We start from the raw sequence: 23,947 nt of genomic DNA on the forward strand, positions 1-23,947 counted from the left end.
GGAGCCCCATGTACAAGGTTTATGGCGATTACAAGTCGGGCAACTGCTACAAGGTCAAATTGATGCTCAACCTGCTGGGCATCCCGTACCAATGGATCGATGTCGACATCCTCAAGGGCGACACCCAGACGGCTGAGTTCCTGGCCAAGAACCCCAATGGCAAGATCCCGGTGCTGGAACTTGAAGACGGCACTTGCCTGTGGGAGTCCAACGCGATTCTCAACTTCCTGGCCGATGGCAGCGAATTTTTGCCGTCCGAGCCACGCCTGCGCACGCAAGTGTTGCAGTGGCAGTTTTTCGAGCAGTACAGCCATGAACCGTATATTGCGGTGGCGCGGTTTATCCAGTTTTACCTGGGCTTGCCCGCAGACCGTCTTGAGGAATACAAGAAGCTGCACAAAGGTGGCTACAAGGCCCTCAAGGTCATGGAGCGCCAACTGCAACTGACCCCGTATCTGGTGGGCGATCAATTCTCCATCGCCGATGTGGCGTTGTATGCCTATACCCATGTGGCCGAGGAGGGTGGGTTTGAGCTGGACGCTTATCCGGGTGTGCAGGCGTGGCTGGCGCGGGTGGCGAGCCATCCAAAACATGTAGCGATGCTTGATTGAGTTCACGCGGTCAAAAATGTGGGAGCTGGCTTGTGTGGGAGCTCCCACATTGATAGTGTCCAGTTTCAGTTCGATGTTGTGCCAGACAGCTCATCACTCAGCAGCTCAAAGCAACGCTGCGCCGCCGGGCTGAGGCCCATCCCGCTGCGACTGATCAACCCGATCTCGCGGTTCACGCCGGGATGGTCAATATTGATGCGCTTCAACCCCTCCAGGCTGTCCGCCGCCGACTCCGGCAACACGCTGATGCCCAGCCCCTGGCGCACCAACGCCAGTACCGTCGACATGTAGTTGGCTTCCATGCCGGCATTCATTGTCAGCCGTGTCTGATCAAACAACGCGTCCACCTGCTCACGCACACTGCTGTCGCGCCCGGTGAGGATGATCGGCTGGTCCGCCAATTGCTCCAAGGTCAGTTGGCGATGGTGGGCGAGGGGATGGCCCAGTGGCACAAACGCACACAACCGATCATTGAGCACCGGCAAAAATTCCAGGCCGTGGCTCAGCCGGGCACGCACGCCGATGCCAAAGTCCACCACGCCTTCGCGCACCTGTGCATGAATGCGATGGGCGACCAGGTCATGCAAACGTACTTCGATGCCGGCAAAGCGTTCGCGAAACAGGCGCAAGGCCGGCGGCAGGGCGCCGGCGCATACCGAGGGCAGTGCGGCGATGGTGACCACGCCGCGGCGCAGGGCGGCGAGGTCGCGCGAGCCAGTGACGATGTTGTCCAGGTCCAGCAACAGTTTTTCCATGGGGCCGCGCGCGTCTTCGCCTGCGGCGGTGATGCTTACGTGGCGCGGGCTGCGATCGAGCAGCGCGACGCCGAGCCAGTCTTCGAGTTGTTGCACCTGTACCGTCAGGGCTGAGGGCGACAAGTGCAACTCATTGGCGGCCTTGGTGAAACTGCCGGTGCGGGCTACGGCGAGAAAGGCTTGTATATGTTGGATGCTGTTCTTCATTTTGTTTTTCCGAACGTGCCAGGCCGAATATTCCAATTTACAAAGACTAACCTGCTTCCAATACTCCAGGGAAAACAATAACCGGCCACCAAGGCCGCTCTGGAGTAACCCATGCTCGCAACCCTGGGTGTCATCACCATCCTGTGCCTGCTCGCTGCCGTCATGAGCAAACGCCTGTCGCCACTGGTGGCGCTGATCGCCTTGCCGATCATCGCCGCACTGCTCGGCGGTTTCGGCCTGCAAACCAGCGCCTTTATCATTACCGGAATCAAGAACGTCGCCCCAGTGGTGGGCATGTTTGTGTTCGCGATTCTGTTTTTCGGGATCATGACCGACGCCGGTATGCTCGACCCGATCATTGATCGCATCCTGCGCACGGTCGGCACGCGTCCTACACGGATTGTGGTCGGCACCGCGACCCTCGCGCTGCTGGTGCACCTGGACGGCTCCGGGGCGGTGACGTTCCTGGTGACGGTGCCGGCGATGCTGCCGCTGTATACGCGGTTGGGCATCGACAAACGTATCCTCGCGTGTGTCTGCGCCATGGCCGCCGGGGTCAATTTCCTGCCGTGGACCGGCCCGGTGCTGCGCTCGTCGGCGGCCTTGCATGTGCCGGTGGCCGACCTGTTCCAGCCGCTGATCCCGGTGCAGATTGTCGGCCTGGTCTTCGTGTTTGCCTGCGCCTGGTGGCTGGGCCGTCGTGAAGAAAAACGCCTGGGCCTGGGCGCCGGTTCCTCGGTGGAGGCGGTACCGCAACGGGTGCTCAGCGACGAGGACATCAAGCTGCGGCGCCCACGGCTGTTCTGGGTCAACCTGTTGCTGACCGTGCTGGTAATGGTGGTGATGATTGCCGGCTGGGTCGACCCGGTGGTGATGTTTATGCTCGGCACCGTGGTGGCGCTGTGCATCAACTACCCGAATGTGGATGCCCAACGGGCGCGCATCGATGCCCATGCGAAAACCGCCCTGACCATGGCCAGTATCCTGCTCGCCGCTGGCGTGTTCACCGGCATCATGCAAGGCACTGGCATGCTCAAGGCGATTGCCGAGGTGGCGGTCGCACAGATTCCCGCCGGCCACGGCAAGTTGATCCCGGCGGTGGTGGGCTTTATTTCCATGCCGTTGAGCATGTTGTTTGACCCCGATTCCTACTATTTCGGCGTGATGCCGGTGATCGCCGAGGTCGGCAAAGCCCTGGGCGTCGACCCGCTGCAAGTGGCCCAGGCCTCGTTGCTGGGCGTACACACCACCGGTTTCCCGGTCAGCCCGCTGACGCCTGCGACCTTCCTGCTGGTGGGCCTGTGCAAGATCGAACTGGCCGATCACCAGCGCTTCACTATTCCGTTTCTGTTTGCTGCGTCGGTGTTGATGACCCTGACCGCATTGCTCCTGGGAGTGATTTGAGATGAAAACCTTGCGCATCGGTTCCGGCGCCGGCTACTCCGGCGACCGTATCGAGCCTGCCGTGGAACTGGCCGAACAGGGCGACCTGGATTACCTGGTGTTCGAATGCCTGGCCGAACGCACCATTGCCCTGGCGCAACAGGCGCGTATCAGCGACCCGCAGGGCGGTTACGACCCACTGCTGAGCGAGCGTATGCGCCGGGTGTTGCCATTTGTTGGCTTGAAGGGCCGCCGTCGCCTGCGGGTAATTACCAATATGGGCGCGGCCAACCCCGTGGCGGCGGCCGTTGAAGTGCGGCGGGTTGCCAACGAACTGGGCCTGAACCTCAAGGTCGTGGCGGTGGTGGGCGATGACGTGTTGGAGGTTTTACAGCCCGGTTTTTGGCTGGATAACGGCCGGACCGTTGGCTCTTTGGGCGAGCGGCTGATATCCGCTAACGCCTACCTGGGCGTCGACGGCATCCTTGAAGCCTTGCGCGCCGATGCCGATGTGGTGATCACCGGGCGCGTGGCCGACCCGTCGCTGTTTTTGGCACCGCAGATGTTTGAGTTCGGCTGGGCTGCGGACGACTGGCAGCGGCTGGGGCGCGGCACGTTGGTCGGGCATTTGCTGGAATGCGCGGGCCAGGTCAGCGGCGGTTATTTTGCCGATCCCGGTTTCAAGGATGTGGATGAGCTGGCACGCCTGGGTTTCCCGTTGGCTGAAATCGATGCCGATGGCGAGGCTGTGATCACCAAGGTGGCGGGCTCAGGCGGGCAGGTCAGCCGTGCGACGTGCACCGAGCAGATGATCTACGAAGTACACGACCCGGCGGCTTATCTCACGCCGGACGTGACGGCAGACTTTTCTCAAGTGAGCTTTGTGGAGGAGGGCGTGGATCGCGTCCGTGTCCAAAACGCCAGTGGTCGCGCTCGGCCTGAACAGTTAAAGGTCAGCGTGGGTTACCTGGACGGATGGATCGGTGAAGGGCAGATGTCCTACGGCGGCCCAGGCGCGGTCGCACGGGCTGAGTTGGCGCGGGATATCGTACTCAAGCGCCTGGAACTGATGGGCGTAAAGATGCAAGAGCTACGCGCCGAGCTGATTGGCATGGATTCATTGCACGGCCCACGCAGCAGCGTCGAGCCCTGGGAAGTGCGTCTGCGCGTGGCCGCCCGTTGTGAAAATCGCAGCGAAGCGGTGCGGGTTGGCAATGAAGTGGAGACCCTCTACACCAATGGTCCGTCGGGCGGCGGCGGCGCGAGTAAAAGTGTGCGCCAGGTGGTGGCAGTAGCGTCGTTATTGCTGCCCCGCAGCGTGGTCAACCCGAGGATCGAAGCATGAAACTGCACACACTGGCCCATTCCCGTACCGGCGATAAGGGCGACACTTCGAACATCTCGATCATCGCCTACCGCGCCGAGGATTATCCGTTGCTGTGCGAACAGCTCACGCCCGAGCGCGTCGCCACGTTTTTTGCCGGCTTGCGTGAGCCGGGCGCAGCGCCGGTGCGGCGTTATGAATTGCCCAACGTGCAGGCGCTGAACTTCGTGCTGCCGGGGATCCTGCGCGGCGGCGTGACCCGCTCGCTGGCGCTGGACGCCCATGGCAAGTGCCTGGGCTCGGCCTTATTGGATCTGGTAATACTGACTTAATTACACAGCCAAACAAATGTGGGAGCTGGCTTGCCTGCGATAGCATCAACTCAGTCTACCTGAATCACCGAGGTGCCTGTATCGCAGGCAAGCCAGCTCCCACACAAGCCAGCTCCCACTTGGGTTCTTCAGCGGCTGTCAGACCGCGGCAAACCGCTTGTCGAGGTAATCAATGATTACCTTGGAATCATACATCCAGGTGGTCTGGCCATTCTCTTCGATACGCAGGCACGGCACTTTGATCTTGCCGCCTTGCTCCAGCAGGGTCTGGCGGTCCTGTTCGTTGTTTTTCGCGTCCTTGAGCGCCACCGGCACATTCAGGCGGTGCAGGGTGCGGCGAGTCTTCACGCAAAACGGGCAGGCGTGAAACTGATACAGCGTCAGTTCCTTGGCCGCCGCATTCACCTGAGCCTGCTGCTCGGCAGAACGCTGCTTTTTGCGCGGGCGGGTCAGGAAGTCGCCCGCGATGATGATTTGGCCGAGACCCACTCGAAGTGCTTTGACGAACATGGCTGAAAACCTCTTGCCCATGAAGAAGGGGCCGCAGCTTACCTGAATTTCGCGGGCGAAAAAAAACCGGCGATGAACGCCGGCTTTTCCTTACGCAGCCTGTTACTTGATCAGGCTGAGGAATTCGCTGCGGGTGGCCGCGTTTTCGCGGAACTCACCCAGCATCACCGAAGTGATCATCGACGAATTCTGTTTCTCCACACCGCGCATCATCATGCACATGTGCTTGGCTTCGATCACCACCGCCACGCCCAGGGCGCCAGTCACTTGCATCACGGCATCGGCGATCTGGCGGCTGAGGTTTTCCTGGATCTGCAGGCGGCGCGCATACATGTCGACAATCCGCGCAACCTTCGACAGGCCCAGCACTTTGCCGCTCGGGATATACGCCACATGCGCCTTGCCGATAAACGGCAGCAGGTGGTGTTCGCACAGCGAGTACAACTCGATGTCCTTGACCAGCACCATTTCGCTGTTGTCGGAGCTGAACAAGGCACCGTTGGTGACTTCTTCCAGCGTCTGTTCATAGCCGCGGCAAAGGTACTGCATCGCCTTGGCGGCACGCTTTGGCGTGTCGAGCAGGCCCTCGCGGGAAACGTCCTCGCCGAGCTGGCCGAGGATCGCGGTGTAATTCTGTTCCAGGGACATGAAACTACCTGTGGGATTTTCGCAAAGCGCAAGGTTACGGTGGCGGGCACATCGCTGCAAGCCTGACGATGGCACTTGTTACTCGTCGCGCCCTTCCATCATGGTGCGCTTGAGCATCACATACACCGCACCGGCGCCGCCGTGGCGGGCCTGGCAGGAGGTAAAACCGAGTACCTGGGCATGCTGGCGCAGCCAGGTATTGACGTGGCTCTTGATCATGGGACGCTTGCCGTCCAGGCGCACGGCCTTGCCGTGGGTGACGCGCACGCAGCGGATTTCGAATTTGGTCGCTTCGGCCAGGAAGGCCCAAAGGGTTTCGCGGGCTTTTTCCACGTTCATGCCGTGCAGGTCGAGGCTGCCTTCGAACGGGATCTGGCCGATCTTGAGCTTGCGCATCTGGCTTTCCTGCACGCCGTCGCGAGCCCACATCAGCTCGTCTTCGGGGCCTACATCGATCACGAACTGGTCCGACAGGCCATCCACCGTGGTGGCGTCGGTGCGCACGGTCGCGGCCTGGCGCAACTTGGCGATCTGTGCCCGGTCGGCCTTGGGTTTACCGGTGTCGGCACGATCATGCTTGATCGGCTTGACGCCGCGCAGCTCGTTTTTGAACAGGGAAAAATCGTCGTCTTGCATGTCAGCCTCCGCGAAGGGCGGGCAGTTTACCTAAATCGCGGCGGCCAGGGCGCAGGAAACGCTATCCAAGCGCCATCAGTCGTGCTTTTTCATCAAGTGCGAAGCGATGTTCAGTGACAGCGGCTGACGCATTTTCCGACGGCTACGACGCCATAACCACACACCCAACCACAGCACCAGCAGTCCGATTACCAACAGGATAGCCGAACCGCCGGGGCTGGCATTCAACTCGCCAAGGGCCGGCGAATGACCAAACAGGCCGGCGCCACCAGCGCCGGCCAACAGCAAACCTACAATGGCCAGCAACGCGGCAAAGCCGGCTACCAGGCGCAGACGCCAATTGCTCGGGCCTTTGGGGCGCAAGCGACGAGCGTCAAAACCATCGGATATCTTCATTCCGACCTTTCCTCCAGGGTATCGGCCCTTCGACCGGAAGATACACAGGTTGTTCCGACAGCAGCGGTAAATGCGCCAAATGAGAGGGCTTTGCGGATGAGCGGGGCAATAAATACGCCGCTCATCTCAAGGGCGATCAGATCAGATCTTTGGTCAACGCGAGGGTGGCGAAGTTGTCGGCCATGATGGCCATTTCAGTTTGCTGTACGTGCTCGGCGCTCAGGATGCCACCTTTGTAAGGCAGGTCACGGGTGGCGCAGGCGTCTTCCACCAGGGTGCAGCGAAAGCCCAGGTTCTTGGCGGCGCGCACGCTGGTGCTGACACTGGAGTGGCTCATGAAACCGCAGACGATCAAGTCCAGGGAGCCGAGGTCTTGCAGGTGTTTCTCCAGGCCGGTGCCATGGAACGCGCTGGGCAGCAGTTTGCCGATGATGGTTTCATCGCCTTGGGGTTCCAGGCCAGGAATGAACTCGCCGCGCTCGCCCTGCGGGTCGAACAGGCCACCGACGGTGCCAAGGTGACGTACATGCACGATCGGGCGCCCGGCATTACGCGCGGCTGTCACAAGCTGCTTGATGTTGTCGACCGCCGCGTCCATGCCGGACAGGGCGAGTGGGCCGCTGAGGTATTCCTTCTGGGCATCGATGATCACGAGGGTCGCATGGTTCAGGTTGGCTGCTGCGTAACCGCGACCGCTGAGTTGAAACATCGTCTTTGGAACGGACATTCTGGGGCTCCTGTGAGGGGGGCTTTTGTCACATTGTCCACTGGCTGAGCGGTTCTGTGAATCGCTACCATCGTAAGGTACGCCGTTGTTGACGTGCAGCCATGTCAAGAGGTGGGCTTGATCAGCGCAATGATGGCAATTTGAATGATTTCCGACAGATGGTGAAGGGTTTTCGTACATCGTCGGTACAGGCGAAGGCTGTTAGAATCGCCAGTCGTTTTTTCCAGGAGCTTGCCCCCGTGATTACCTCCCGCCTGCGCACGTTGCGCGACCACATCCGTTGGGCTGTCAGCCGTTTCCATGGGGAAGACCTGTTTTTCGGGCATGGCACCGACAATGCCTGGGACGAAGCCCGGCAATTGGTGCTCGGCGCCTTGCACCTGCCTTGGGAAATTGCCGACAGCTACCTGGACTGCAACCTCGAAGAAGAGGAAGTCGCCCATGTGCAGCGCTTGCTGCACAAGCGTATCCACGAGCGTGTCCCTACCGCCTACCTGTTGAAGGAAGCCTGGTTCTGCGGCATGTCGTTTATTGTCGATGAGCGCGTGTTGATCCCGCGTTCACCGATTGGCGAGTTGATCGAAAACCGCTTTGAGCCATGGCTGGCCCAGCCGCCGGCGCGCATCCTCGACCTGTGCACCGGCTCCGGTTGCATCGGCATCGCCTGTGCCTACGAGTTCCAGGACGCCGAAGTGGTGCTGGGCGACTTGTCCTTCGAAGCCTTGGAAGTGGCTAACCAGAACATTGAGCGTCATGGTGTCGATGAACGCGTCTACACCGTGCAGGGCGACGGCTTCGATGGCCTGCCGGGCCAGCGTTTTGACTTGATCGTGTCCAACCCGCCGTACGTGGATGCCGAAGACTTCGCCGACATGCCGGATGAGTACCAGCACGAGCCGGAACTGGGCCTGGCCTGCGGCGACGATGGTCTGAACCTGGTGCGACGCATGCTGGCCGAGGCCGCCGACCACCTGACCGAGAAGGGCTTGCTGATTGTTGAAGTCGGCAACAGCCAAGTGCACGTCGAAGCGCTGTACCCGGAAGTCGACTTTGCCTGGCTGGACTTCCAGCGCGGCGGGCACGGTGTGTTCATGCTGACGGCTGAGCAGTGCCGGGCGCATCAGGCGGTGTTTGCGGCGCGGGTTTAACTTCATTCCGCAATAGGAACGCGATCAGTGTGGGAGCCGACAAGCCAGCTCCCACATTTGGAATGCATTCCAACCTTTCAGCGGTGTGTGGCAATCCAGATCAACAGCCCCGCCTGAAACACCGTAAACGCCACCAGGCACGTAATGGTAAAGCGCAGCCCACTGTCCTCGCGCTTGAACTTGGTGACCTTTTCTTCTTCCTTGCGCAGCTTCACTTCATGCTCGGCCAGGTTCTGCTCGGCCTGCTGCAGCATTTGCGCAGCTTCGAGGATCTCCACGTACTGCACCTTCTCGGTGTTCCAGCTGTCCAGCACTTCGCTGACTTTGCCGGGTTGCACGGTTCCTTTGAGGTGCTGCACATCGGCGTAGGCCACATCAAAACCCTGGATGCGCAGGAAATGATCGCGACGCAGGCGCGTGGCTTCGTTGAGTGCATCCTTGTTGGCGAGGTCCACGCCGTCTACGCGGTAATGTGACCACTTCTTTTTCGCCCACGCGGCGGCCTGTGCCACCAGAAAGCGTCCCAGGCCACGGTTGGCCGGTTCAATTTCCAGGCTGTTACCCGGGCCGAAGTGCACACGGTGCGTCTCGTGATCGACCCAGATATCCAGGTGGTTCTGCTCGCGGCGCACACGTTGGCCGGGCAACTGGATCACCATGCGTAACAGGCTGTGTTTCTTGTCATGGCGTTCGGTATAGCCAAACTGTACGAACCGCAGCGGCCGTGCGCCGGTGGCACGATCAGTGGCCAGGGGCGCCAGGCGCAGCATCTTGAAGTGTTCGGCCTGAACGTCCGCCCACGGCAGGGCCGCGGCCTCGACAGCCTCGGGTTTTTCGGCCGGGGTGTCGGCGGTAGATTCGGGTGTTGCTTCGGTGGTAGTCATGCGGCGCGATCCTGTCCAAGCCCGGCGAGCCGACAGTCTTTTTACTGTCGACTCTGGGCTTATCGGCCGTTTTATTCAGGACTGGAGGCAAATAATCGCTTAACGGGGTTGAAGTCCGTCGATAAAGCGCACGATGCGTTGGCCCAGCTCGGCGGCGAGGGGCAGTTTGGGGTCGTTGTACGACTCAAGCTGTTCCTTTACATCCTTGGGCACGATGCGCATCACGTGGTTCATGCCTTGAATCACGCTCAGTTGCGCGTCGGGCTTGGCCGCTTGCAACTGCTGGGCATCCGCCACGCCGACCTGGATATCGTTGGTGCCCTGGATGATCAGAGCCGGCATGTTCAGTTTGGCGAAGGCGGCCGACGGGTCGGCACGAAACAGGCTGATCAGGTACGGCTGCACACTGGGGCGGAAAATGCCTTCCAGCGGGCGCGGTACATCGGCATCCACTTGGCCGGCCTTAAGGTGGTCGAGAATTTCATTGCTGCGCAGCAACAGGGCAGGGGGCAGATGATCGGCCAGTTGCTGGCGGATCACCTGGTCCACCGGCCGGGCGCTGCCGGACAGCGAAATAACCCCGGCCGGGTCGAGTTGCGGCGCGGCGAGGGTGGCGACCAGCGCACCTTCGCTATGGCCCAGCACGATCAACTGGCCCATGCGGCTGTCGGCCTTGAGCAGCTTGCCCCAGGCCACCGCATCGGCCACATAGGCGTCCAGGGTGAGGTTGCGTTCGTCGGGGGTGGCGGCCAGGCTCGCGGCCACGCCGCGTTTGTCGTAGCGCACGCTGGCGATGTTATTGCGCGCCAGCACCCAGGCCAGGCGCTTGAGGCTGTCGTTGCGCGCACCATCGGCGCTGTTGCCGTTGCGGTCGGTGGGGCCGGAGCCGGCGATGATCAGCACCACGGGCACCGGCTTGTCGGATTTTGGCAGCAGCAGCGAACCAAACAGCTCGCCGCTGCCGGTGTCCAGGCTGATCGGCCGTTGCAGCACGACGGGGGAGGCGGCGAAGCCAAGGCTGGAAAACAGGGTAAGGGTCAAAAGCAAAACTCGCAGCATCATCACGCCATCATCAGGAAGGTGCCGGTTGGACCAACGTCTACCGGTAAGGTTTCGAGGATGAACTACTCGGTTAGCCTGCGTATACTGGCTGCCTTAAGTTATTACGGTTGAGTTGATTCAACTGATTTCACGGAGCGCCCTGCATGTCCGGCAATACCTTCGGCAAGCTGTTCACTGTCACCACCGCGGGCGAAAGCCATGGCCCGGCGTTGGTCGCCATTGTCGACGGCTGCCCGCCAGGCCTCGAGTTGTCTCTGGAAGACCTGCAGCGTGACCTCGACCGCCGCAAGCCCGGCACCAGCCGCCATACTACCCAGCGCCAGGAGCCCGACGAAGTCGAGATTCTTTCCGGCGTGTTCGAAGGTCGCACCACCGGCTGCGCCATTGGCCTGTTGATCCGCAACACCGACCAGAAGTCCAAGGACTACTCGGCGATCAAGGACCTGTTCCGCCCGGCCCACGCCGACTACACCTACCACCACAAATACGGTGAGCGCGACTACCGTGGTGGTGGCCGCAGCTCGGCGCGTGAAACCGCCATGCGCGTGGCCGCCGGTGCCATCGCCAAGAAATACCTGGCCACCCAGGGCATCGTGATCCGTGGCTACATGAGCCAATTGGGCCCGATTGAGATCCCGTTCAAGACCTGGGACAGCGTCGACGACAACGCCTTCTTCAGCCCCGACCCGGACAAGGTGCCGGAACTGGAAGCCTATATGGACCAGTTGCGCCGCGATCAGGATTCGGTGGGTGCCAGGATTACCGTGGTCGCCGAAGGCGTCAAACCGGGCCTGGGCGAGCCGATCTTCGACCGCCTCGACGCCGAGCTGGCCCACGCGCTGATGAGCATCAATGCGGTCAAGGGCGTGGAGATCGGCGCCGGTTTTGCCTGTGTCGCCCAGCGCGGCACCGAGCATCGCGATGAAATGACGCCGCAAGGTTTCCTCAGCAATAACGCGGGCGGCATCCTCGGCGGTATTTCCTCCGGCCAGCCGATTGTTGCGCACCTGGCGCTCAAGGCCACGTCGAGCATCACCACGCCGGGCCGTTCGATCGATGTGCACGGCAACCCGGTGGACGTGATCACCAAGGGCCGCCACGACCCGTGCGTGGGCATCCGCGCCACGCCGATTGCCGAGGCGATGATGGCCATCGTGTTGATGGACCACCTGCTGCGCAACCGTGGGCAAAACGCCGATGTGCAGGTGAGTACGCCGGTGTTGGGCCAGCTGTGACGGCGTGTGGCGAGGGAGCTTGCTGTGGCGAGGGAGCTTGCTCCCGCAGGGCTGCGCAGCAGCCCCCCACAATATGACGCAAAGCCTCCCATACTGGCGCCTCTCCAGCTTCTACCTCTTCTACTTCGCCCTGCTCGGGGCGACGGCGCCGTTCCTGGCGCTGTACTTCGACCACTTGGGGTTCTCCAGCGCGCGTATCGGCGAGCTGGTGGCCATCCCCATGCTGATGCGCTGCGTGGCGCCCAACCTGTGGGGCTGGCTCGGCGACTACACCGGCCGGCGCCTGGCCATCGTGCGTTTTGGCGCGGTGTGTACCCTGGCGAGTTTCTCGCTGATCTTCTTCAGCAAAACCTACGCCTGGCTGGCCCTGGTGATGGCACTGCATGCGTTCTTCTGGCACGCGGTGTTGCCGCAGTTTGAAGTGATCACGCTTGCGCACCTGCAAAAGCAAACCGCGCGCTACAGCCAGATCCGCCTGTGGGGCTCCATCGGTTTTATCCTCACCGTGGTGATCATGGGCCGCCTGTTCGACGGGCTGAGCCTGGACATTTACCCGGTGGTGGTCGTGGTGATCATGGCCGGCATTATTGGCGCCAGCCTGTGGGTGCCGAACGCGCAGCCCGCCGTCCAGGGCAATCGCCTGGCCGGTGACGGTTTCCTCAAGCAATTGCGCAGCCCCGGCGTACTGGCGTTTTATGCCTGCGTGGCCTTGATGCAAATGAGCCATGGCCCGTATTACACCTTCCTGACCCTGCACCTTGAACATTTGGGTTATAGCCGTGGCGTGATCGGCATGCTGTGGGCGCTGGGTGTGGTCGCGGAGGTGCTGATGTTCCTGGCCATGAGCCGGATCCTGACGCGTTTTTCGGTGCGGCGGGTGCTGTTGGCCAGTTTCGTGTTGGCGGCTATCCGCTGGTTGCTGCTGGGGTCATTCGCTGAAATCTTCTGGGTATTGCTGCTGGCGCAAGTGCTGCACGCCGCCACGTTCGCCAGCTTTCATGCGGCCGCCATCGCCTTTGTACAACGCAGTTTCGGCGCCAGACAACAAGGCCAGGGCCAGGCGCTGTATGCCGCGCTGGCCGGCACCGGGGGCGCGTTGGGCGCCCTCTACGCCGGCTACAGCTGGAACCTGTTGGGCCCGACCCTGACCTTCAGCATCGCCAGCGTCGCCGCCCTGGCCGCCGCCATTATCATTGGCCTTCGATTGCAAGAACCGACTACAGGAACCGAGCAATGAGTTATGTCGCTGTTTACGCTGCCACCACACCGGATACCCCGAACAAGGTCCTGACCCATTTCGACGATATCGTCTCGACGCTGGCCGACCACGGTGTGCGTTTTGCGCGCTGGCAGCCGGCGCCGATTGAGAAGGGCGCCAGCGACGCAGACATGATCGCCGCGTACCAGCCGCAGATCGACGCCCTTGGCTACGCCGCCGTGCAGGTGCTTAGGGCGGCGGGCGATCTGGCACAGAACATTGAACTGCGTGCGCAATTCCTCAGTGAACGCCGCTACAGCGAAGACGAAGTGCGTTTCTTCGTCGCAGGCCAGGGTCTGTTCAACGTGCACGTGGGCGACTATGTGTATGCCGTACGTTGTGAGAAAAATGACCTGCTGGTGATTCCGGCCGGCGTGCCGCATTGGTTCGACATGGGCGAGAACCCGCACTTTGTCACCTTGCGTTTGTTCAACACAGCTAAAGGCTGTGAGCCTCAACTCACCGGCGATGCTATTGCCGATGGCTTCCCGGGCTTGGACGACTAAGCACAGATATTTAAATGTTCAACCCAGGCAAGTTGGAAGTTGTTGTGGGAATAAGCCTGATTATCTGTAAGGCGTAGCTGTTTCTGCTGCGCCCTGTGCTTTCAATCCATTCGTTATGTAACTCTCTGCAGACTCGATGTTTATATCACCTGTCAATAGCAGGAATCCGAAAGGTGATAGGGCATCCACTACATAAGGAGAGAGCACAATGAGTGGCCCAGAACAGTCGTGTCGCACGCCGGTGGACGCGCCGATGACCGTTAGAAGACGTCTGAGCCTGGGCGGCAAGCCCCTCACCCCGACAGAGCTGGAAATTTTGCGCTGGGCCTCGGAAGGCAAGACCGTCTGGGAAATCAGTCAGATCCGGGCAACCTCTGAAGCCACGGTGAAATTCCATCTGCGCAATATCTACGGCAAGCTGGAAGTCACCAACCGCGTACAGGCGATGAATGAGGCCAGCCGACAAGGCTTGTGCTGAAGCCACACAAAAAAGGGCCGCGACGCCTGTAAGCGTCGCGGCCCTTTTTGGTTATCGGTGGTTTATGCCGAGTGGTAGGTCGGCAGGGCAAAGCGGTTCTGGCTTTGCAGCATCGAAATCTGTGGCAGCTCACTGGCTTGTTCGGCCAGGTCGCGGCGGATCGCGCTGATCACCCAGGTCAGTTGGTCAGCGGTGTGCAGCTGTTGATACGAGATCGAACGCTTGACCTGTTTGCCTTCGCTGTTGCGCAGGGTCAGCAGGATACCGCCGTCTGGACGTGGCTGAGTGGTGACGTCGTATTGGGAGAATACAGAAGCGAATTTATCTTGGATCAGGCTCATGTCTATCAGCTCCGTTGGCTCAAGTTGGCAAGCATGGAGAGATAGGTGCAGTGATTGTGCCAGTATTGGATATCTGAAAAAGTCGTTATAAATCAATTAGTTAAAAATTTTACAGATTTTCGGTTTCGTGCAATTTGCATGAATGGCCATCGTGCATCCTGCATTTTGCGTTATTCGCGCCAGCTGTTTCAGGTCAGCCTCGAAGATAAAGACCGCCTCGGTTGGGCAAAATTCCTTTTCGGTGGAAGCCGACTCGGGATACAAAACTTTTCAAATCCCGCATGTACAGTCAAAGAATGGCAGGCGTATTTTCCCGCATGGCATTCGGCATCTGCCTACAGGGCTGCCGCTATGTCTGGATCATACGAAGAATAAGAAAAAGGACGTTCCGCCATGAGCCATCAGCAAGACGACATGATCACGTGGGGCAAGCTCTTACGTAAGGTGCCTGCGATTGTTCGAGCTTTGCCACGCGTAGTGCGTGGCATGCGCGCCGCGAATGTCACCGACCCCGCGCAGCCTTGCGGCCTCGGTTGGCACTTTGAACAGGCTGCGTTGCGCAACCCCGACGGCGCGGCGTTGTTGTACGGCGACAGCGTGCTCAGCTACCGCGAAGCCAACCAGCGCGCCAATCGCATGGCTCATTACCTTCAAGCGCAGGGCATCGGCAAGGGTGATGTGGTCGCGCTGTTTATTGAAAATCGCCCGGAACTGCTCCTCAGCGTACTGGCCGTGGCCAAGCTGGGCGGTATCTGCGCCATGCTCAACACCGCGCAAACCCAGGCGGCGCTGGTGCACAGCCTGAACCTGGTGAACCCGGCGGCGATCGTGGCAGGTGCAGAATTGGTAGACGCCTATGCGGCGGTGCGCGAGCAAGTGTCGATTGCGGCCGAACGCAGCTGGTTTGTGGCGGATCAGTCCTCAAACGCGGTGCCGCAGGGCTACACCGACCTGATGGCCGCCAGCGCTGACAGCCCGGTGGACAACCCGGCCAGCAGCGGACAAATTTTCTTCAACGACCCGTGCTTCTATATCTACACCTCCGGCACTACCGGTTTGCCCAAGGCCGGCATCATGAAGCACGGGCGCTGGACCAAGACGGCGGTGAGTTTCGGCAGCATCGCCCTCGACATGGGGCCGCACGACGTTCTGTATTGCACTTTGCCGCTGTACCACGCCACGGGCCTGTGCGTGTGCTGGGGTTCGGCGATTATCGGCGCATCGGGTTTCGCCATCCGGCGTAAATTCAGCGCCAGCCAGTTCTGGGACGATGCGCGCAAATTCAACGCAACCACCCTGGGGTATGTCGGTGAACTGTGCCGCTACCTGCTGGACCAACCGCCCAGTGCGCAGGATCGCGACAATAAAGTCACCAAGATGGTCGGCAATGGCTTGCGTCCCGGTGTCTGGGCGCAGTTCAAGCAGCGTTATGGCGTCGAGCACATCTGCGAGCTGTATGCCGCCAGCGACGGCAACATCGGTTTTACCAATGTGCTGAATTTCGATAACACCATCGGCTTTTGCCTGCAGCATTGGGCGCTGGTGGAGTACTCCCACGAAACCGGTGAGCCGCTGCGTGGCAGCGATGGTTTCCTGCGTAAGGTGCAAACTGGCGGGCAGGGCTTGCTGCTGGCCAGGATCGATGAAAAGTCGCCGTTCGACGGCTACACCGACCCGGAAAAGAACCGCAAGGTGGTGCTCACGGACGTGTTCGAGAAGGGTGACCGCTACTTCAATACTGGCGACTTGCTACGCAGTATTGGCTTTGGCCATGCGCAATTTGTCGACCGACTGGGCGATACGTACCGTTGGAAGGGCGAAAACGTCTCCACCACCGAAGTGGAAAACGTGTTGCTGCAGCACCCGCAGATCGCCGAGGTGGTGGCCTATGGCGTCGAGATCGAGAACACCAATGGCCGCGCAGGCATGGTCGCCATCACGCCAAGCGAGTCCTTGGCGGCCCTGGACATGCGTGAGCTGTTGCAGTTTGCCCACGGCCAGTTGCCGCACTATGCGGTGCCGTTGTTTTTGCGCATCAAGGTCAAGATGGAAACCACTGGCACCTTCAAATACCAGAAGGTCAAGCTCAAGGAGGAAGCCTTCGACCCGGACAAGGCCGGTAACGACCCGGTGTACGCGTGGCTGCCCGGCTCCGACAGTTATGTACCGGTCACCGGGCTATTACTGGCGCAGATCCAGGGCGGGCAGTTCCGTTATTGATTCTGGCTATGAATGCTTTTGACAAAAAAGCCATGACAGCGGGGAACTCCCTCGCGACACTGAGCGCCTTATACACATTCGCAGACAAGGAGCCCCCGCATGTCAGACCAGCCCAAACAAATGACCGACGATGAAGCCGCCGAATTCGCCGAGCAGGTTTTTGATGTGGCCCGCAAAGGCGATGCAGCGATGCTGGCTGCGCTGCTGGCCAAAGGCTTGCCGGCCAATTTTCGTAATCACAACGGCGACACCTTATTGATGCTCGCTGCCTACCACGGCCATGTCGAAGCGGTAAAAGTGTTGCTCGAGTTCAAAGCCGACCCACTGATTGCCAACGACAAAAATCAGCTGCCGATCGCCGGTGCAGCGTTCAAAGGCAACCTGCCGGTGGTGAAGGCGTTGATCGACGGCGGCGCGCCGGTGGATGCAACCTCCCCGGACGGGCGCACAGCGCTGATGCTGGCCGCTATGTTCAACCGCGTTGAAATGGTCGACTACCTGCTCGGCCAGGGCGCCAACCCCAAGGCCGTCGATGCCCAGGGCGCGACCGCGCTGGCTGCCGCGCAAACCATGGGCGCGGCGGATACGGCGGCACGGTTGCAGAAACTGGTGTAGGCTACGCGCCCTCAAAAACCAGCCCGCCACAGGACCTTCCCATGCAAACCGCCCTCGTCGAACTTATCAGCAAAATCAGCGCCGGCGTCATGGGCGAGGACGAGGTGGCGCGCATCGCCACAGAAGCCGCCCAAGCCTACGCGGACCCGGTGGCGTTTCTGGCGGCGAACCCGGATATCAACTACGACGACACGTTCCCTATCCCTCTGGGTGAGTGGGTAGTGGTTGGCAGCCTGCCGGACACGGTGCTGTTCCAGGCCGACACCTATGGCGATCTGTTCGCGCAGATCGTCGCCTCGTTCGGCCCGGGCGTGGCGTTCAACCTCAAGCCCAAGCAGTTGGCCAAGACCGAAGACCTCACCGCGCTGAACCGCATCCAGATCCAGATGAGCGCGTTGAGCCCCGAAGATGGCGGCTATGTGTTGCTTAACTTCAGCCAATTGCTCGATGACGAGATCCAGGCGGTGCTGGTGTACGGCAATGACCTGCCGCGCGTGTTGCAACTGTGCGCCGAAGTGGGGATCAAGGCCGAGCCGTCACTGGAAGCCTTGAAAGTCGCTGTGCACGTCTGAAATAAAACGGAACCCAGGCAAACGCTGACTATCCTACAAGTGCATGCCCTCACTTAGGAGCGACACCATGGGTTCCACTTTCAACGGTCTTATCGGCCTGATCATCCTGGCGCTGGATATCTGGGCGATCATCAACGTGTTCAAAAGTGGCGCCAGCACCGGCGCCAAAGTGCTGTGGATCCTGCTGATCCTGTTGCTGCCGGTACTGGGTCTGATTATCTGGGCCATTGCCGGGCCGCGCGGTAACGTGCGGATCTGATCGTTCACTTAATTTGAAGTGAGCACCATCCCTGTGGGAGCGGGCTTGCCCGCGATAGCGGTGTATCAGTATCAGATGTTTTGACTGACGCACTGCAATCGCGGGCAAACCCGCTCCCACAGTGGTTTCCAGCGTACTCAGGATTTTGTGTGTCGAAACTATTCGCTGCACACAATTTTCACATCTTTTCCAAGACAATTCGGCGGTTTTACGGCTCTCCCAAGGCTCTAACTCAAGTGCCATTAAAGGCCGGGCCACGGCGCACGTTCAGTAATTAATAGCGTTGATGCCATTGATCGGGCACCATTTGCGCCACCGCGTTAACCGCCTACCCCAGCCAGCCTGGGCGAGGGACGGACGCCACTGCATAATTTCGAAACTTAAACTTCCAATGGGTCCTAGAACGACATGGCAAACCCGGACGCCCTGAGTCAGCAGCGAGCTTCTAATCGCTTGCTGCAACCGACCGTCAAATCCCATCTGGCATACACGCTGCTTTGCGCGCTGGTCATGATGGTGATGTTCTCCCTGCTGCGCCTGGCGCTGCTGGTCTACAACCGCGAGATGATCCTCGACACGCCGGCCTCGACCTTCCTCGAAGCCTTCGTCAACGGCACGCGCTTCGACATCCGCTTTGTGATGTATGCACTGGTTCCGCTGCTGCTGGCCTTGTTCAGCGTACGGGCCATGGCGGCACGCGGGTTCTTCCGTTTTTGGCTGACCATCGCGTCCAGCATTGCCCTGTTCCTGGGCTTGATGGAGATGGACTTCTACCGCGAGTTTCACCAGCGCCTCAACGGGCTGGTCTTCCAATACGTGAAGGAAGACCCGAAAACCGTGATGAGCATGCTCTGGTACGGTTTCCCGGTGGTGCGCTACCTGCTGGCCTGGGCCGTAGGCACGCTGATCCTGAGCATCGCCTTCAAGGGCGCCGACCGTGCGACACGCCCACGTGGTCCGTTCAGCGGCGGCACCGTCGGCACTCGCCAGGTTGCTCCGTGGTACAGCCGCATTGCGGTGTTCGTGGTGTGCCTGCTGATCGCCGTGGTCGCCATTCGTGGCACCCTGCGCCAAGGCCCGCCGCTGCGCTGGGGTGATGTCTACACCACCGACTCGAACTTCGCCAACCAGTTGGGCTTGAACGGCACCCTGTCGTTGATCGCCGCAGCCAAGTCGCGCTTCTCCGAAGAGCGCTCGAATATCTGGAAAGCCACGCTGGACCAGCCGCAGGCTACCCAGACCGTGCGTGACATGCTGGTGTTGCCGCAAGAGAAACTGGTGGATACCGACACCGCCGCCGTGCGCCGTGACTACACGCCACCGGCCGAGAAAACCCTGCCGATCAAGAACGTCGTGGTGATCCTGATGGAAAGCTTCGCCGGTCACTCGGTCGGCGCACTGGGCCGCCCAGGCAACATCACGCCGTACTTCGACAAACTGTCCAAGGAAGGCCTGTTGTTCGACCGTTTCTTCTCCAACGGCACCCACACCCATCAGGGTATGTTCGCCACCATGGCGTGCTTCCCGAACCTGCCGGGTTTCGAATACCTGATGCAGACCCCGGAAGGCAGCCACAAGCTGTCGGGCCTGCCGCAGTTGCTCAGCGCGCGCAAGTTTGACGACGTGTATGTCTACAACGGCGATTTCGCCTGGGACAACCAGTCGGGCTTCTTCAGCAACCAGGGCATGACCAACTTCATCGGGCGCAACGACTTCGTTAACCCGGTGTTCTCCGACCCGACGTGGGGCGTGTCCGACCAGGACATGTTCAACCGTGGCCTGGAAGAATTGAAGGCCCGCGAAGGCGGCAAGCCGTTCTACGCCCTGCTGCAAACCCTGTCCAACCACACGCCGTATGCGTTGCCGACGCCCTTGCCGGTCGAGAAAGTCACCGACCGTGGCAGCCTCAACGAGCATTTGACGGCCATGCGTTACTCCGACTGGGCCTTGGGCCAGTTCTTTGAAAAGGCGCGTAAAGAGCCGTACTTCAAGGAAACCCTGTTCGTGATCGTGGGGGACCACGGTTTTGGTAATGAACAGCAGATCACCGAGATGGACCTGGGCCGCTTCAACGTACCGATGCTGATGATTGCACCGGGCATGCAGGAGAAGTTCGGCGAGCGTGACCACACCGTGGGTACCCAGATCGACATCGTGCCGACCATCATGGGCCGCCTGGGTGGCGACACCTTGCACCAGTGCTGGGGCCGCGACTTGTTGAACCTGCCGGAAGGCGACAAGGGCTTTGGCGTGATCAAACCGTCGGGCAGCGACCAGACCGTCGCCCTGGTCACTGCTGACCGCATCCTGGTACTGCCTAAAGAGATGCCACCGAAACTGTGGGAATACGAACTGGGCGCTAACCCGACCGGTAAGGTGATTCCTGAATCGCCGGACGAAGCCGCGCTGAAACAGAAACTTGAGTCGTTCCTGCAGACGGCCACCAAGAGCCTGTTGGATAACACCGCCGGTGTGATCGACGGCAAGCCGGACTAATAATCCGGGCATAAAAAAAGAGGCCTTCTAGAAGGCCTCTTTTTTTTGTCCGGATTTTATATCCGGCCGAGTAGCAACAGCACCAACAGTACCACCAGTACCACACCCAGAATACCCGACGGCCCATAGCCCCAGTTACGAGAGTGCGGGAACACCGGCAGGCCGCCGACCAGCAGCAGGATCAGAATTATGATCAGAATCAGGCTCATGTTTTTTTCCTTGTAGGCCTTCTGAAAAGACCGGTTGTTTAACGACAGGCCCGTGGGTTTATTTACGGACGCCTTAACAACTCCGACTGTGCCGTTGTGGAGAAAATTCCATAGTTTCTTAAAGCATTTCGCACACTGGCTTATTTCTTTTAATGCGTTCGCAATAATGGGCACTTAGTTGAAAAAGATTGAACTTACGCTATAAGCCGGGCTGCTACCTGGCTGGCGGTTTGCCTGAGGCATTCATCAATTGGATGGTGCGTGGGTGCAGGAAAAACCTTCGCTACACTGCCGATCACTTCTTCCGTGAACTACAAGGCTACTTACCTATGCAAAATCGCATGATGATCACTGGCGCCGGATCCGGCCTGGGTCGCGAAATCGCGCTGCGCTGGGCACGCGAGGGTTGGCAGTTGGCCTTGTCGGACGTCAGCGAGCCAGGCTTGCAGGAAACCCTGAAGCTGGTGCGCGAGGCCGGTGGCGATGGCTTTATCCAGCGCTGCGACGTGCGTGACTACAGCCAGCTCACCGCCTTTGCCCAGGCTTGCGAAGTGAAGCTGGGCGGCATTGATGTGATCGTCAATAACGCTGGCGTGGCCTCGGGTGGTTTTTTTGCCGAATTGTCCCTGGAAGATTGGGACTGGCAGATTGCGATCAACTTGATGGGCGTGGTCAAGGGCTGCAAGGCGTTCCTGCCGCTGCTGGAAAAGAGCAAAGGGCGGATTATCAACATCGCGTCCATGGCTGCGCTGATGCAGGGGCCGGCGATGAGCAATTACAACGTGGCCAAGGCCGGTGTGGTGGCGTTGTCGGAGAGTTTGCTGGTGGAACTCAAGCAGCAGGAAGTCGGTGTGCATGTGGTATGCCCGTCGTTTTTCCAGACCAACCTGCTGGATTCATTCCGTGGGCCGACGCCTGCGATGAAGGCGCAGGTCGGCAAGTTGCTGGAGAGTTCACCGATTTCGGCGGCGGATATTGCCGATTACATTTATCAGCGGGTGGCAGAAGGGGCGTTCATGATTTTGCCCCACGAGCAGGGGCGCATGGCGTGGGCGTTGAAGCAAAAGAACCCGCAGTTGCTGTATGACGAGATGACGCTGATGGCCGACAAGATGCGCGCCAAGGCCCAGGCAACCAAGGGCTGATGATGATCGTTCCCACGCTCCGCGTGGGAATGCCGCCCCGGACGCTCCGCGTCCCGCTTTTGAAGGCGTGACGCGGAGCGTCACCGGATGCGTTACCACGCGGAGCGTGGGAACGATCAGAAACCGGGGCTTGTCTGTCAGAAAAATTACCGGGCTACGTAGGCCTTTCCTGATTTTACTGCAAGCCATTGCTGCGCCAAATCCAATCGCGCATGGTCAAGGTCCTGTCACTCCAAAAGGACAACCGCCATGCTGGTCTTAAGCCGCGCTGTGGGCGAAGTCATCTCCATCGGCGATGACATCGCCCTGCACATCCTCGAACTCAACGGTACCCAAGTGAAATTCGGCATCGACGCCCCGGTGGGTGTGAATGTCCATCGGGCCGAGGTGTATCGCAAGATCCTCGAACGCCAGGCCACAGAAACCCACGCCGAACCCAACCGCTGAACCCTGCTCAGTCAAACAGATGCTTGGGCACGTCGTGCTTGAGCATCAACTGGCATTGCTCGCTCTCGGGGTCGAACACGATCAGGGCCTGGCCCTTGGTCAGCGCTTGGCGCACGCGCAGTACGCGGGTTTCCAGGGGCGTGTCGTCGCCATTGTCGGTGCCGTCGCGGGTGACGAAGTCTTCGATGAGGCGGGTCAGGGTGTCGACTTCAAGCGCGTCGTAGGGAATCAGCATACAAGCCTCGGAGGTAGGAACCCGGCGATGCTACTGCGCCGGGGGCCCTTGTTACCAGCAGTTACCATCAGTTACCAGTAGTTGCCAGTGTCAGGACTTCTGTCCGACCAGGCTGTCCACCGACGGCACGCGGGTGTCGCTCTCCATTTGCGTTTCGTGCTCGATCTGATGACTGAACCTGTCCAGCGAACCCTGGGCCGGTTGCGCGTCGCTGGCGAACACCGGCGGGCTGAGGATATAAGCGCCCAACAGGCGGCTGAGTGCGGCCAGGCTGTCAATGTGTGTGCGCTCATAGCCATGGGTCGCATCGCAGCCAAACGCCAGCAGCGCGGTGCGAATATCGTGGCCGGCGGTGACTGCCGAGTGGGCGTCACTGAAGTAATAGCGAAACAGATCACGGCGCACCGGCAATTCATTTTCGGATGCCAGGCGCAGCAAGTGACGGGACAGATGATAGTCATACGGCCCACCGGAGTCCTGCATGGCCACACTCACCGCGTGTTCGCTGGAGTGCTGGCCGGGCGCAACCGGGGCGATGTCGATACCGACAAATTCACTGACGTCCCAGGGCAGGGCGGCGGCGGCGCCACTGCCGGTTTCTTCGGTGATGGTGAACAGCGGGTGGCAGTCGATCAGCAATGGTTCGCCGCTGTCGACAATCGCCTTGAGTGCGGCAAGCAGGGCGGCCACACCGGCTTTATCGTCCAGGTGGCGGGCGCTGATATGCCCGCTCTCGGTGAATTCCGGCAGTGGGTCGAACGCCACGTAGTCACCGATGCTGATGCCTAACGAGTCGCAATCGGCGCGCGTGGCGCAGTAGGCGTCCAGGCGCAGTTCCACGTGGTCCCAGCTCACCGGCATTTCATCTACGGCGGTGTTGAACGCGTGCCCGGAGGCCATCAACGGCAGCACGCTGCCACGGATCACGCCGTTGTCGGTAAACAGGCTGACACGGCTGCCTTCGGCAAAACGGCTGGACCAGCAGCCCACCGGTGCGAGCGTCAAGCGGCCGTTGTCTTTGATCGCACGCACGGCGGCGCCGATGGTGTCCAAGTGCGCGGAAACAGCGCGGTCGGGGCTGTTTTTCTGGCCCTTTAGCGTGGCGCGGATGGTGCCGCGCCGGGTCATTTCAAAGGGAATGCCCAGCTCTTCCAGGCGCTCGGCGACGTAGCGCACGATGGTGTCGGTGAACCCCGTGGGGCTGGGGATGGCAAGCATTTCCAGCAGCACTTTCTGCAGGTAGTTGAGATCCGGTTCGGGGATGGTTCGGGTCATGGAAACTCCTGATGAGTTGAGGGCGATCGTTCC

At 60.3% G+C, this 23,947-nt stretch carries 28 protein-coding genes; 16 read left to right on the top strand and 12 right to left on the bottom strand.

Features of this window, described 5'->3' with window-relative positions:
- Positions 1-8 precede the first annotated feature (8 nt).
- Entirely contained in the window at positions 9-611 is a 603-nt protein-coding gene (locus tag AOA62_RS13865; RefSeq protein ID WP_017137839.1) for a glutathione S-transferase family protein, read from the top strand.
- A 65-nt stretch (positions 612-676) separates the two neighbouring features.
- Here AOA62_RS13865 and AOA62_RS13870 read toward each other — a convergent pair whose 3' ends face one another.
- On the bottom strand, positions 677-1,573 hold the full coding sequence (locus AOA62_RS13870; RefSeq protein WP_099548916.1) for a LysR family transcriptional regulator: 897 nt from the start codon (positions 1,571-1,573) through the stop codon (positions 677-679).
- A gap of 111 nt (positions 1,574-1,684) precedes the next feature.
- On the opposite strand from AOA62_RS13870, the gene AOA62_RS13875 reads away from it, so the two are divergent.
- Genes AOA62_RS13875 through AOA62_RS13885 form a run of 3 tightly spaced genes read left to right on the top strand, consistent with a single transcriptional unit; the run spans position 1,685 to position 4,612 of the window.
- A complete protein-coding gene (locus AOA62_RS13875) occupies positions 1,685-2,977 on the top strand; it encodes a CitMHS family transporter (RefSeq protein WP_099548917.1) in 1,293 nt (430 codons plus the stop codon).
- 1 nt (position 2,978) lies between these two features.
- Positions 2,979-4,301, top strand: coding sequence for an acyclic terpene utilization AtuA family protein (locus tag AOA62_RS13880; RefSeq protein WP_099548918.1), 1,323 nt, complete (start codon positions 2,979-2,981; stop codon positions 4,299-4,301).
- Positions 4,298-4,612, top strand: a complete 315-nt coding sequence (locus AOA62_RS13885; protein WP_017137835.1) for a hypothetical protein — start codon at positions 4,298-4,300, stop codon at positions 4,610-4,612. Before AOA62_RS13880 ends, AOA62_RS13885 begins: the two co-directional genes overlap by 4 nt.
- 138 nt (positions 4,613-4,750) lie before the next feature.
- Here the strand turns inward: AOA62_RS13885 and AOA62_RS13895 are convergent, their stop codons facing one another.
- From AOA62_RS13895 to AOA62_RS13915, 5 genes are all read right to left on the bottom strand, one after another.
- Entirely contained in the window at positions 4,751-5,122 is a 372-nt protein-coding gene (locus AOA62_RS13895; protein ID WP_017137834.1) for a glutathione S-transferase N-terminal domain-containing protein, read from the bottom strand.
- A gap of 102 nt (positions 5,123-5,224) precedes the next feature.
- Positions 5,225-5,770, bottom strand: coding sequence for a GTP cyclohydrolase I FolE (folE, locus tag AOA62_RS13900; protein ID WP_003442011.1), 546 nt, complete (start codon positions 5,768-5,770; stop codon positions 5,225-5,227).
- A gap of 78 nt (positions 5,771-5,848) precedes the next feature.
- A complete protein-coding gene (locus AOA62_RS13905) occupies positions 5,849-6,406 on the bottom strand; it encodes a Smr/MutS family protein (protein ID WP_017137833.1) in 558 nt (185 codons plus the stop codon).
- A 75-nt stretch (positions 6,407-6,481) separates the two neighbouring features.
- Positions 6,482-6,802 (bottom strand): hypothetical protein, encoded by a 321-nt coding sequence (locus AOA62_RS13910; RefSeq protein WP_056861118.1) that lies wholly within the window; start codon positions 6,800-6,802, stop codon positions 6,482-6,484.
- Positions 6,803-6,938: 136 nt separating this feature from the next.
- Entirely contained in the window at positions 6,939-7,529 is a 591-nt protein-coding gene (locus AOA62_RS13915; protein ID WP_017137831.1) for a cysteine hydrolase family protein, read from the bottom strand.
- A gap of 239 nt (positions 7,530-7,768) precedes the next feature.
- Between AOA62_RS13915 and prmB the strand changes: the two genes are divergently transcribed.
- The gene (prmB, locus tag AOA62_RS13920) at positions 7,769-8,677 is read left to right on the top strand and encodes a 50S ribosomal protein L3 N(5)-glutamine methyltransferase (protein ID WP_058420625.1); all 909 of its coding nucleotides are present in this window, start codon (positions 7,769-7,771) and stop codon (positions 8,675-8,677) included.
- A 77-nt stretch (positions 8,678-8,754) separates the two neighbouring features.
- On the opposite strand, the gene AOA62_RS13925 is transcribed toward prmB, so the two are convergent.
- Together AOA62_RS13925 and AOA62_RS13930 are read right to left on the bottom strand one after the other, a co-directional pair.
- The gene (locus tag AOA62_RS13925) at positions 8,755-9,561 is read right to left on the bottom strand and encodes a hypothetical protein (protein ID WP_099548920.1); all 807 of its coding nucleotides are present in this window, start codon (positions 9,559-9,561) and stop codon (positions 8,755-8,757) included.
- Positions 9,562-9,660: 99 nt separating this feature from the next.
- Complete coding sequence (locus tag AOA62_RS13930; protein ID WP_099548921.1) at positions 9,661-10,623, bottom strand: alpha/beta hydrolase; 963 nt, start codon at positions 10,621-10,623, stop codon at positions 9,661-9,663.
- 143 nt (positions 10,624-10,766) lie between these two features.
- On the opposite strand from AOA62_RS13930, the gene aroC reads away from it, so the two are divergent.
- The 4 genes from aroC to AOA62_RS13950 all read left to right on the top strand — a co-directional run bounded on the left by aroC (position 10,767) and on the right by AOA62_RS13950 (position 14,100).
- Positions 10,767-11,858 carry a chorismate synthase gene (gene aroC / locus AOA62_RS13935; protein ID WP_099548922.1) on the top strand — a complete coding sequence of 364 codons (1,092 nt, stop codon included), beginning with the start codon at positions 10,767-10,769 and terminating at the stop codon, positions 11,856-11,858.
- A 73-nt stretch (positions 11,859-11,931) separates the two neighbouring features.
- Entirely contained in the window at positions 11,932-13,095 is a 1,164-nt protein-coding gene (locus AOA62_RS13940) for an MFS transporter (RefSeq protein WP_017137826.1), read from the top strand.
- Positions 13,092-13,622, top strand: coding sequence for an acireductone dioxygenase (locus tag AOA62_RS13945; protein WP_099548923.1), 531 nt, complete (start codon positions 13,092-13,094; stop codon positions 13,620-13,622). The genes AOA62_RS13940 and AOA62_RS13945 overlap by 4 nt, the downstream gene beginning before the upstream one ends.
- 208 nt (positions 13,623-13,830) lie before the next feature.
- Complete coding sequence (locus AOA62_RS13950) at positions 13,831-14,100, top strand: response regulator transcription factor (protein ID WP_017137824.1); 270 nt, start codon at positions 13,831-13,833, stop codon at positions 14,098-14,100.
- A 62-nt stretch (positions 14,101-14,162) separates the two neighbouring features.
- Here the strand turns inward: AOA62_RS13950 and AOA62_RS13955 are convergent, their stop codons facing one another.
- Positions 14,163-14,441 (bottom strand): DUF3509 domain-containing protein, encoded by a 279-nt coding sequence (locus AOA62_RS13955; RefSeq protein WP_016970113.1) that lies wholly within the window; start codon positions 14,439-14,441, stop codon positions 14,163-14,165.
- Between the two features lie 393 nt (positions 14,442-14,834).
- Here AOA62_RS13955 and AOA62_RS13960 point away from each other — a divergent pair, with 393 nt between their 5' ends.
- The 5 genes from AOA62_RS13960 to AOA62_RS13980 all read left to right on the top strand — a co-directional run bounded on the left by AOA62_RS13960 (position 14,835) and on the right by AOA62_RS13980 (position 20,603).
- Positions 14,835-16,661: a long-chain-acyl-CoA synthetase gene (locus tag AOA62_RS13960; RefSeq protein ID WP_099548924.1), complete on the top strand. Its 1,827-nt coding sequence runs from the start codon at positions 14,835-14,837 to the stop codon at positions 16,659-16,661.
- A 99-nt stretch (positions 16,662-16,760) separates the two neighbouring features.
- Entirely contained in the window at positions 16,761-17,276 is a 516-nt protein-coding gene (locus tag AOA62_RS13965) for an ankyrin repeat domain-containing protein (protein WP_017137822.1), read from the top strand.
- A gap of 41 nt (positions 17,277-17,317) precedes the next feature.
- Entirely contained in the window at positions 17,318-17,848 is a 531-nt protein-coding gene (locus AOA62_RS13970) for a hypothetical protein (protein ID WP_017137821.1), read from the top strand.
- 67 nt (positions 17,849-17,915) lie between these two features.
- Positions 17,916-18,107 (top strand): PLDc N-terminal domain-containing protein, encoded by a 192-nt coding sequence (locus AOA62_RS13975; protein ID WP_003172956.1) that lies wholly within the window; start codon positions 17,916-17,918, stop codon positions 18,105-18,107.
- A gap of 408 nt (positions 18,108-18,515) precedes the next feature.
- On the top strand, positions 18,516-20,603 hold the full coding sequence (locus tag AOA62_RS13980; RefSeq protein ID WP_017137820.1) for an LTA synthase family protein: 2,088 nt from the start codon (positions 18,516-18,518) through the stop codon (positions 20,601-20,603).
- Positions 20,604-20,659: 56 nt separating this feature from the next.
- On the opposite strand, the gene AOA62_RS13985 is transcribed toward AOA62_RS13980, so the two are convergent.
- Positions 20,660-20,812, bottom strand: a complete 153-nt coding sequence (locus tag AOA62_RS13985) for a DUF3309 family protein (RefSeq protein WP_015885095.1) — start codon at positions 20,810-20,812, stop codon at positions 20,660-20,662.
- Between the two features lie 329 nt (positions 20,813-21,141).
- Between AOA62_RS13985 and AOA62_RS13990 the strand changes: the two genes are divergently transcribed.
- Positions 21,142-21,957: an SDR family oxidoreductase gene (locus AOA62_RS13990; protein ID WP_099548925.1), complete on the top strand. Its 816-nt coding sequence runs from the start codon at positions 21,142-21,144 to the stop codon at positions 21,955-21,957.
- A 249-nt stretch (positions 21,958-22,206) separates the two neighbouring features.
- The gene (csrA, locus tag AOA62_RS13995; RefSeq protein ID WP_017137818.1) at positions 22,207-22,404 is read left to right on the top strand and encodes a carbon storage regulator CsrA; all 198 of its coding nucleotides are present in this window, start codon (positions 22,207-22,209) and stop codon (positions 22,402-22,404) included.
- A gap of 7 nt (positions 22,405-22,411) precedes the next feature.
- On the opposite strand, the gene AOA62_RS14000 is transcribed toward csrA, so the two are convergent.
- Both AOA62_RS14000 and AOA62_RS14005 read right to left on the bottom strand, forming a co-directional pair.
- On the bottom strand, positions 22,412-22,639 hold the full coding sequence (locus AOA62_RS14000) for a YheU family protein (RefSeq protein ID WP_003192759.1): 228 nt from the start codon (positions 22,637-22,639) through the stop codon (positions 22,412-22,414).
- Positions 22,640-22,729: 90 nt separating this feature from the next.
- A complete protein-coding gene (locus tag AOA62_RS14005) occupies positions 22,730-23,914 on the bottom strand; it encodes an osmoprotectant NAGGN system M42 family peptidase (RefSeq protein ID WP_017137817.1) in 1,185 nt (394 codons plus the stop codon).
- Between the last annotated feature and the right edge of the window lie 33 nt (positions 23,915-23,947).

Source organism: Pseudomonas sp. 2995-3 (genome assembly GCF_002742565.1).
GTDB lineage: Bacteria > Pseudomonadota > Gammaproteobacteria > Pseudomonadales > Pseudomonadaceae > Aquipseudomonas > Aquipseudomonas edaphica.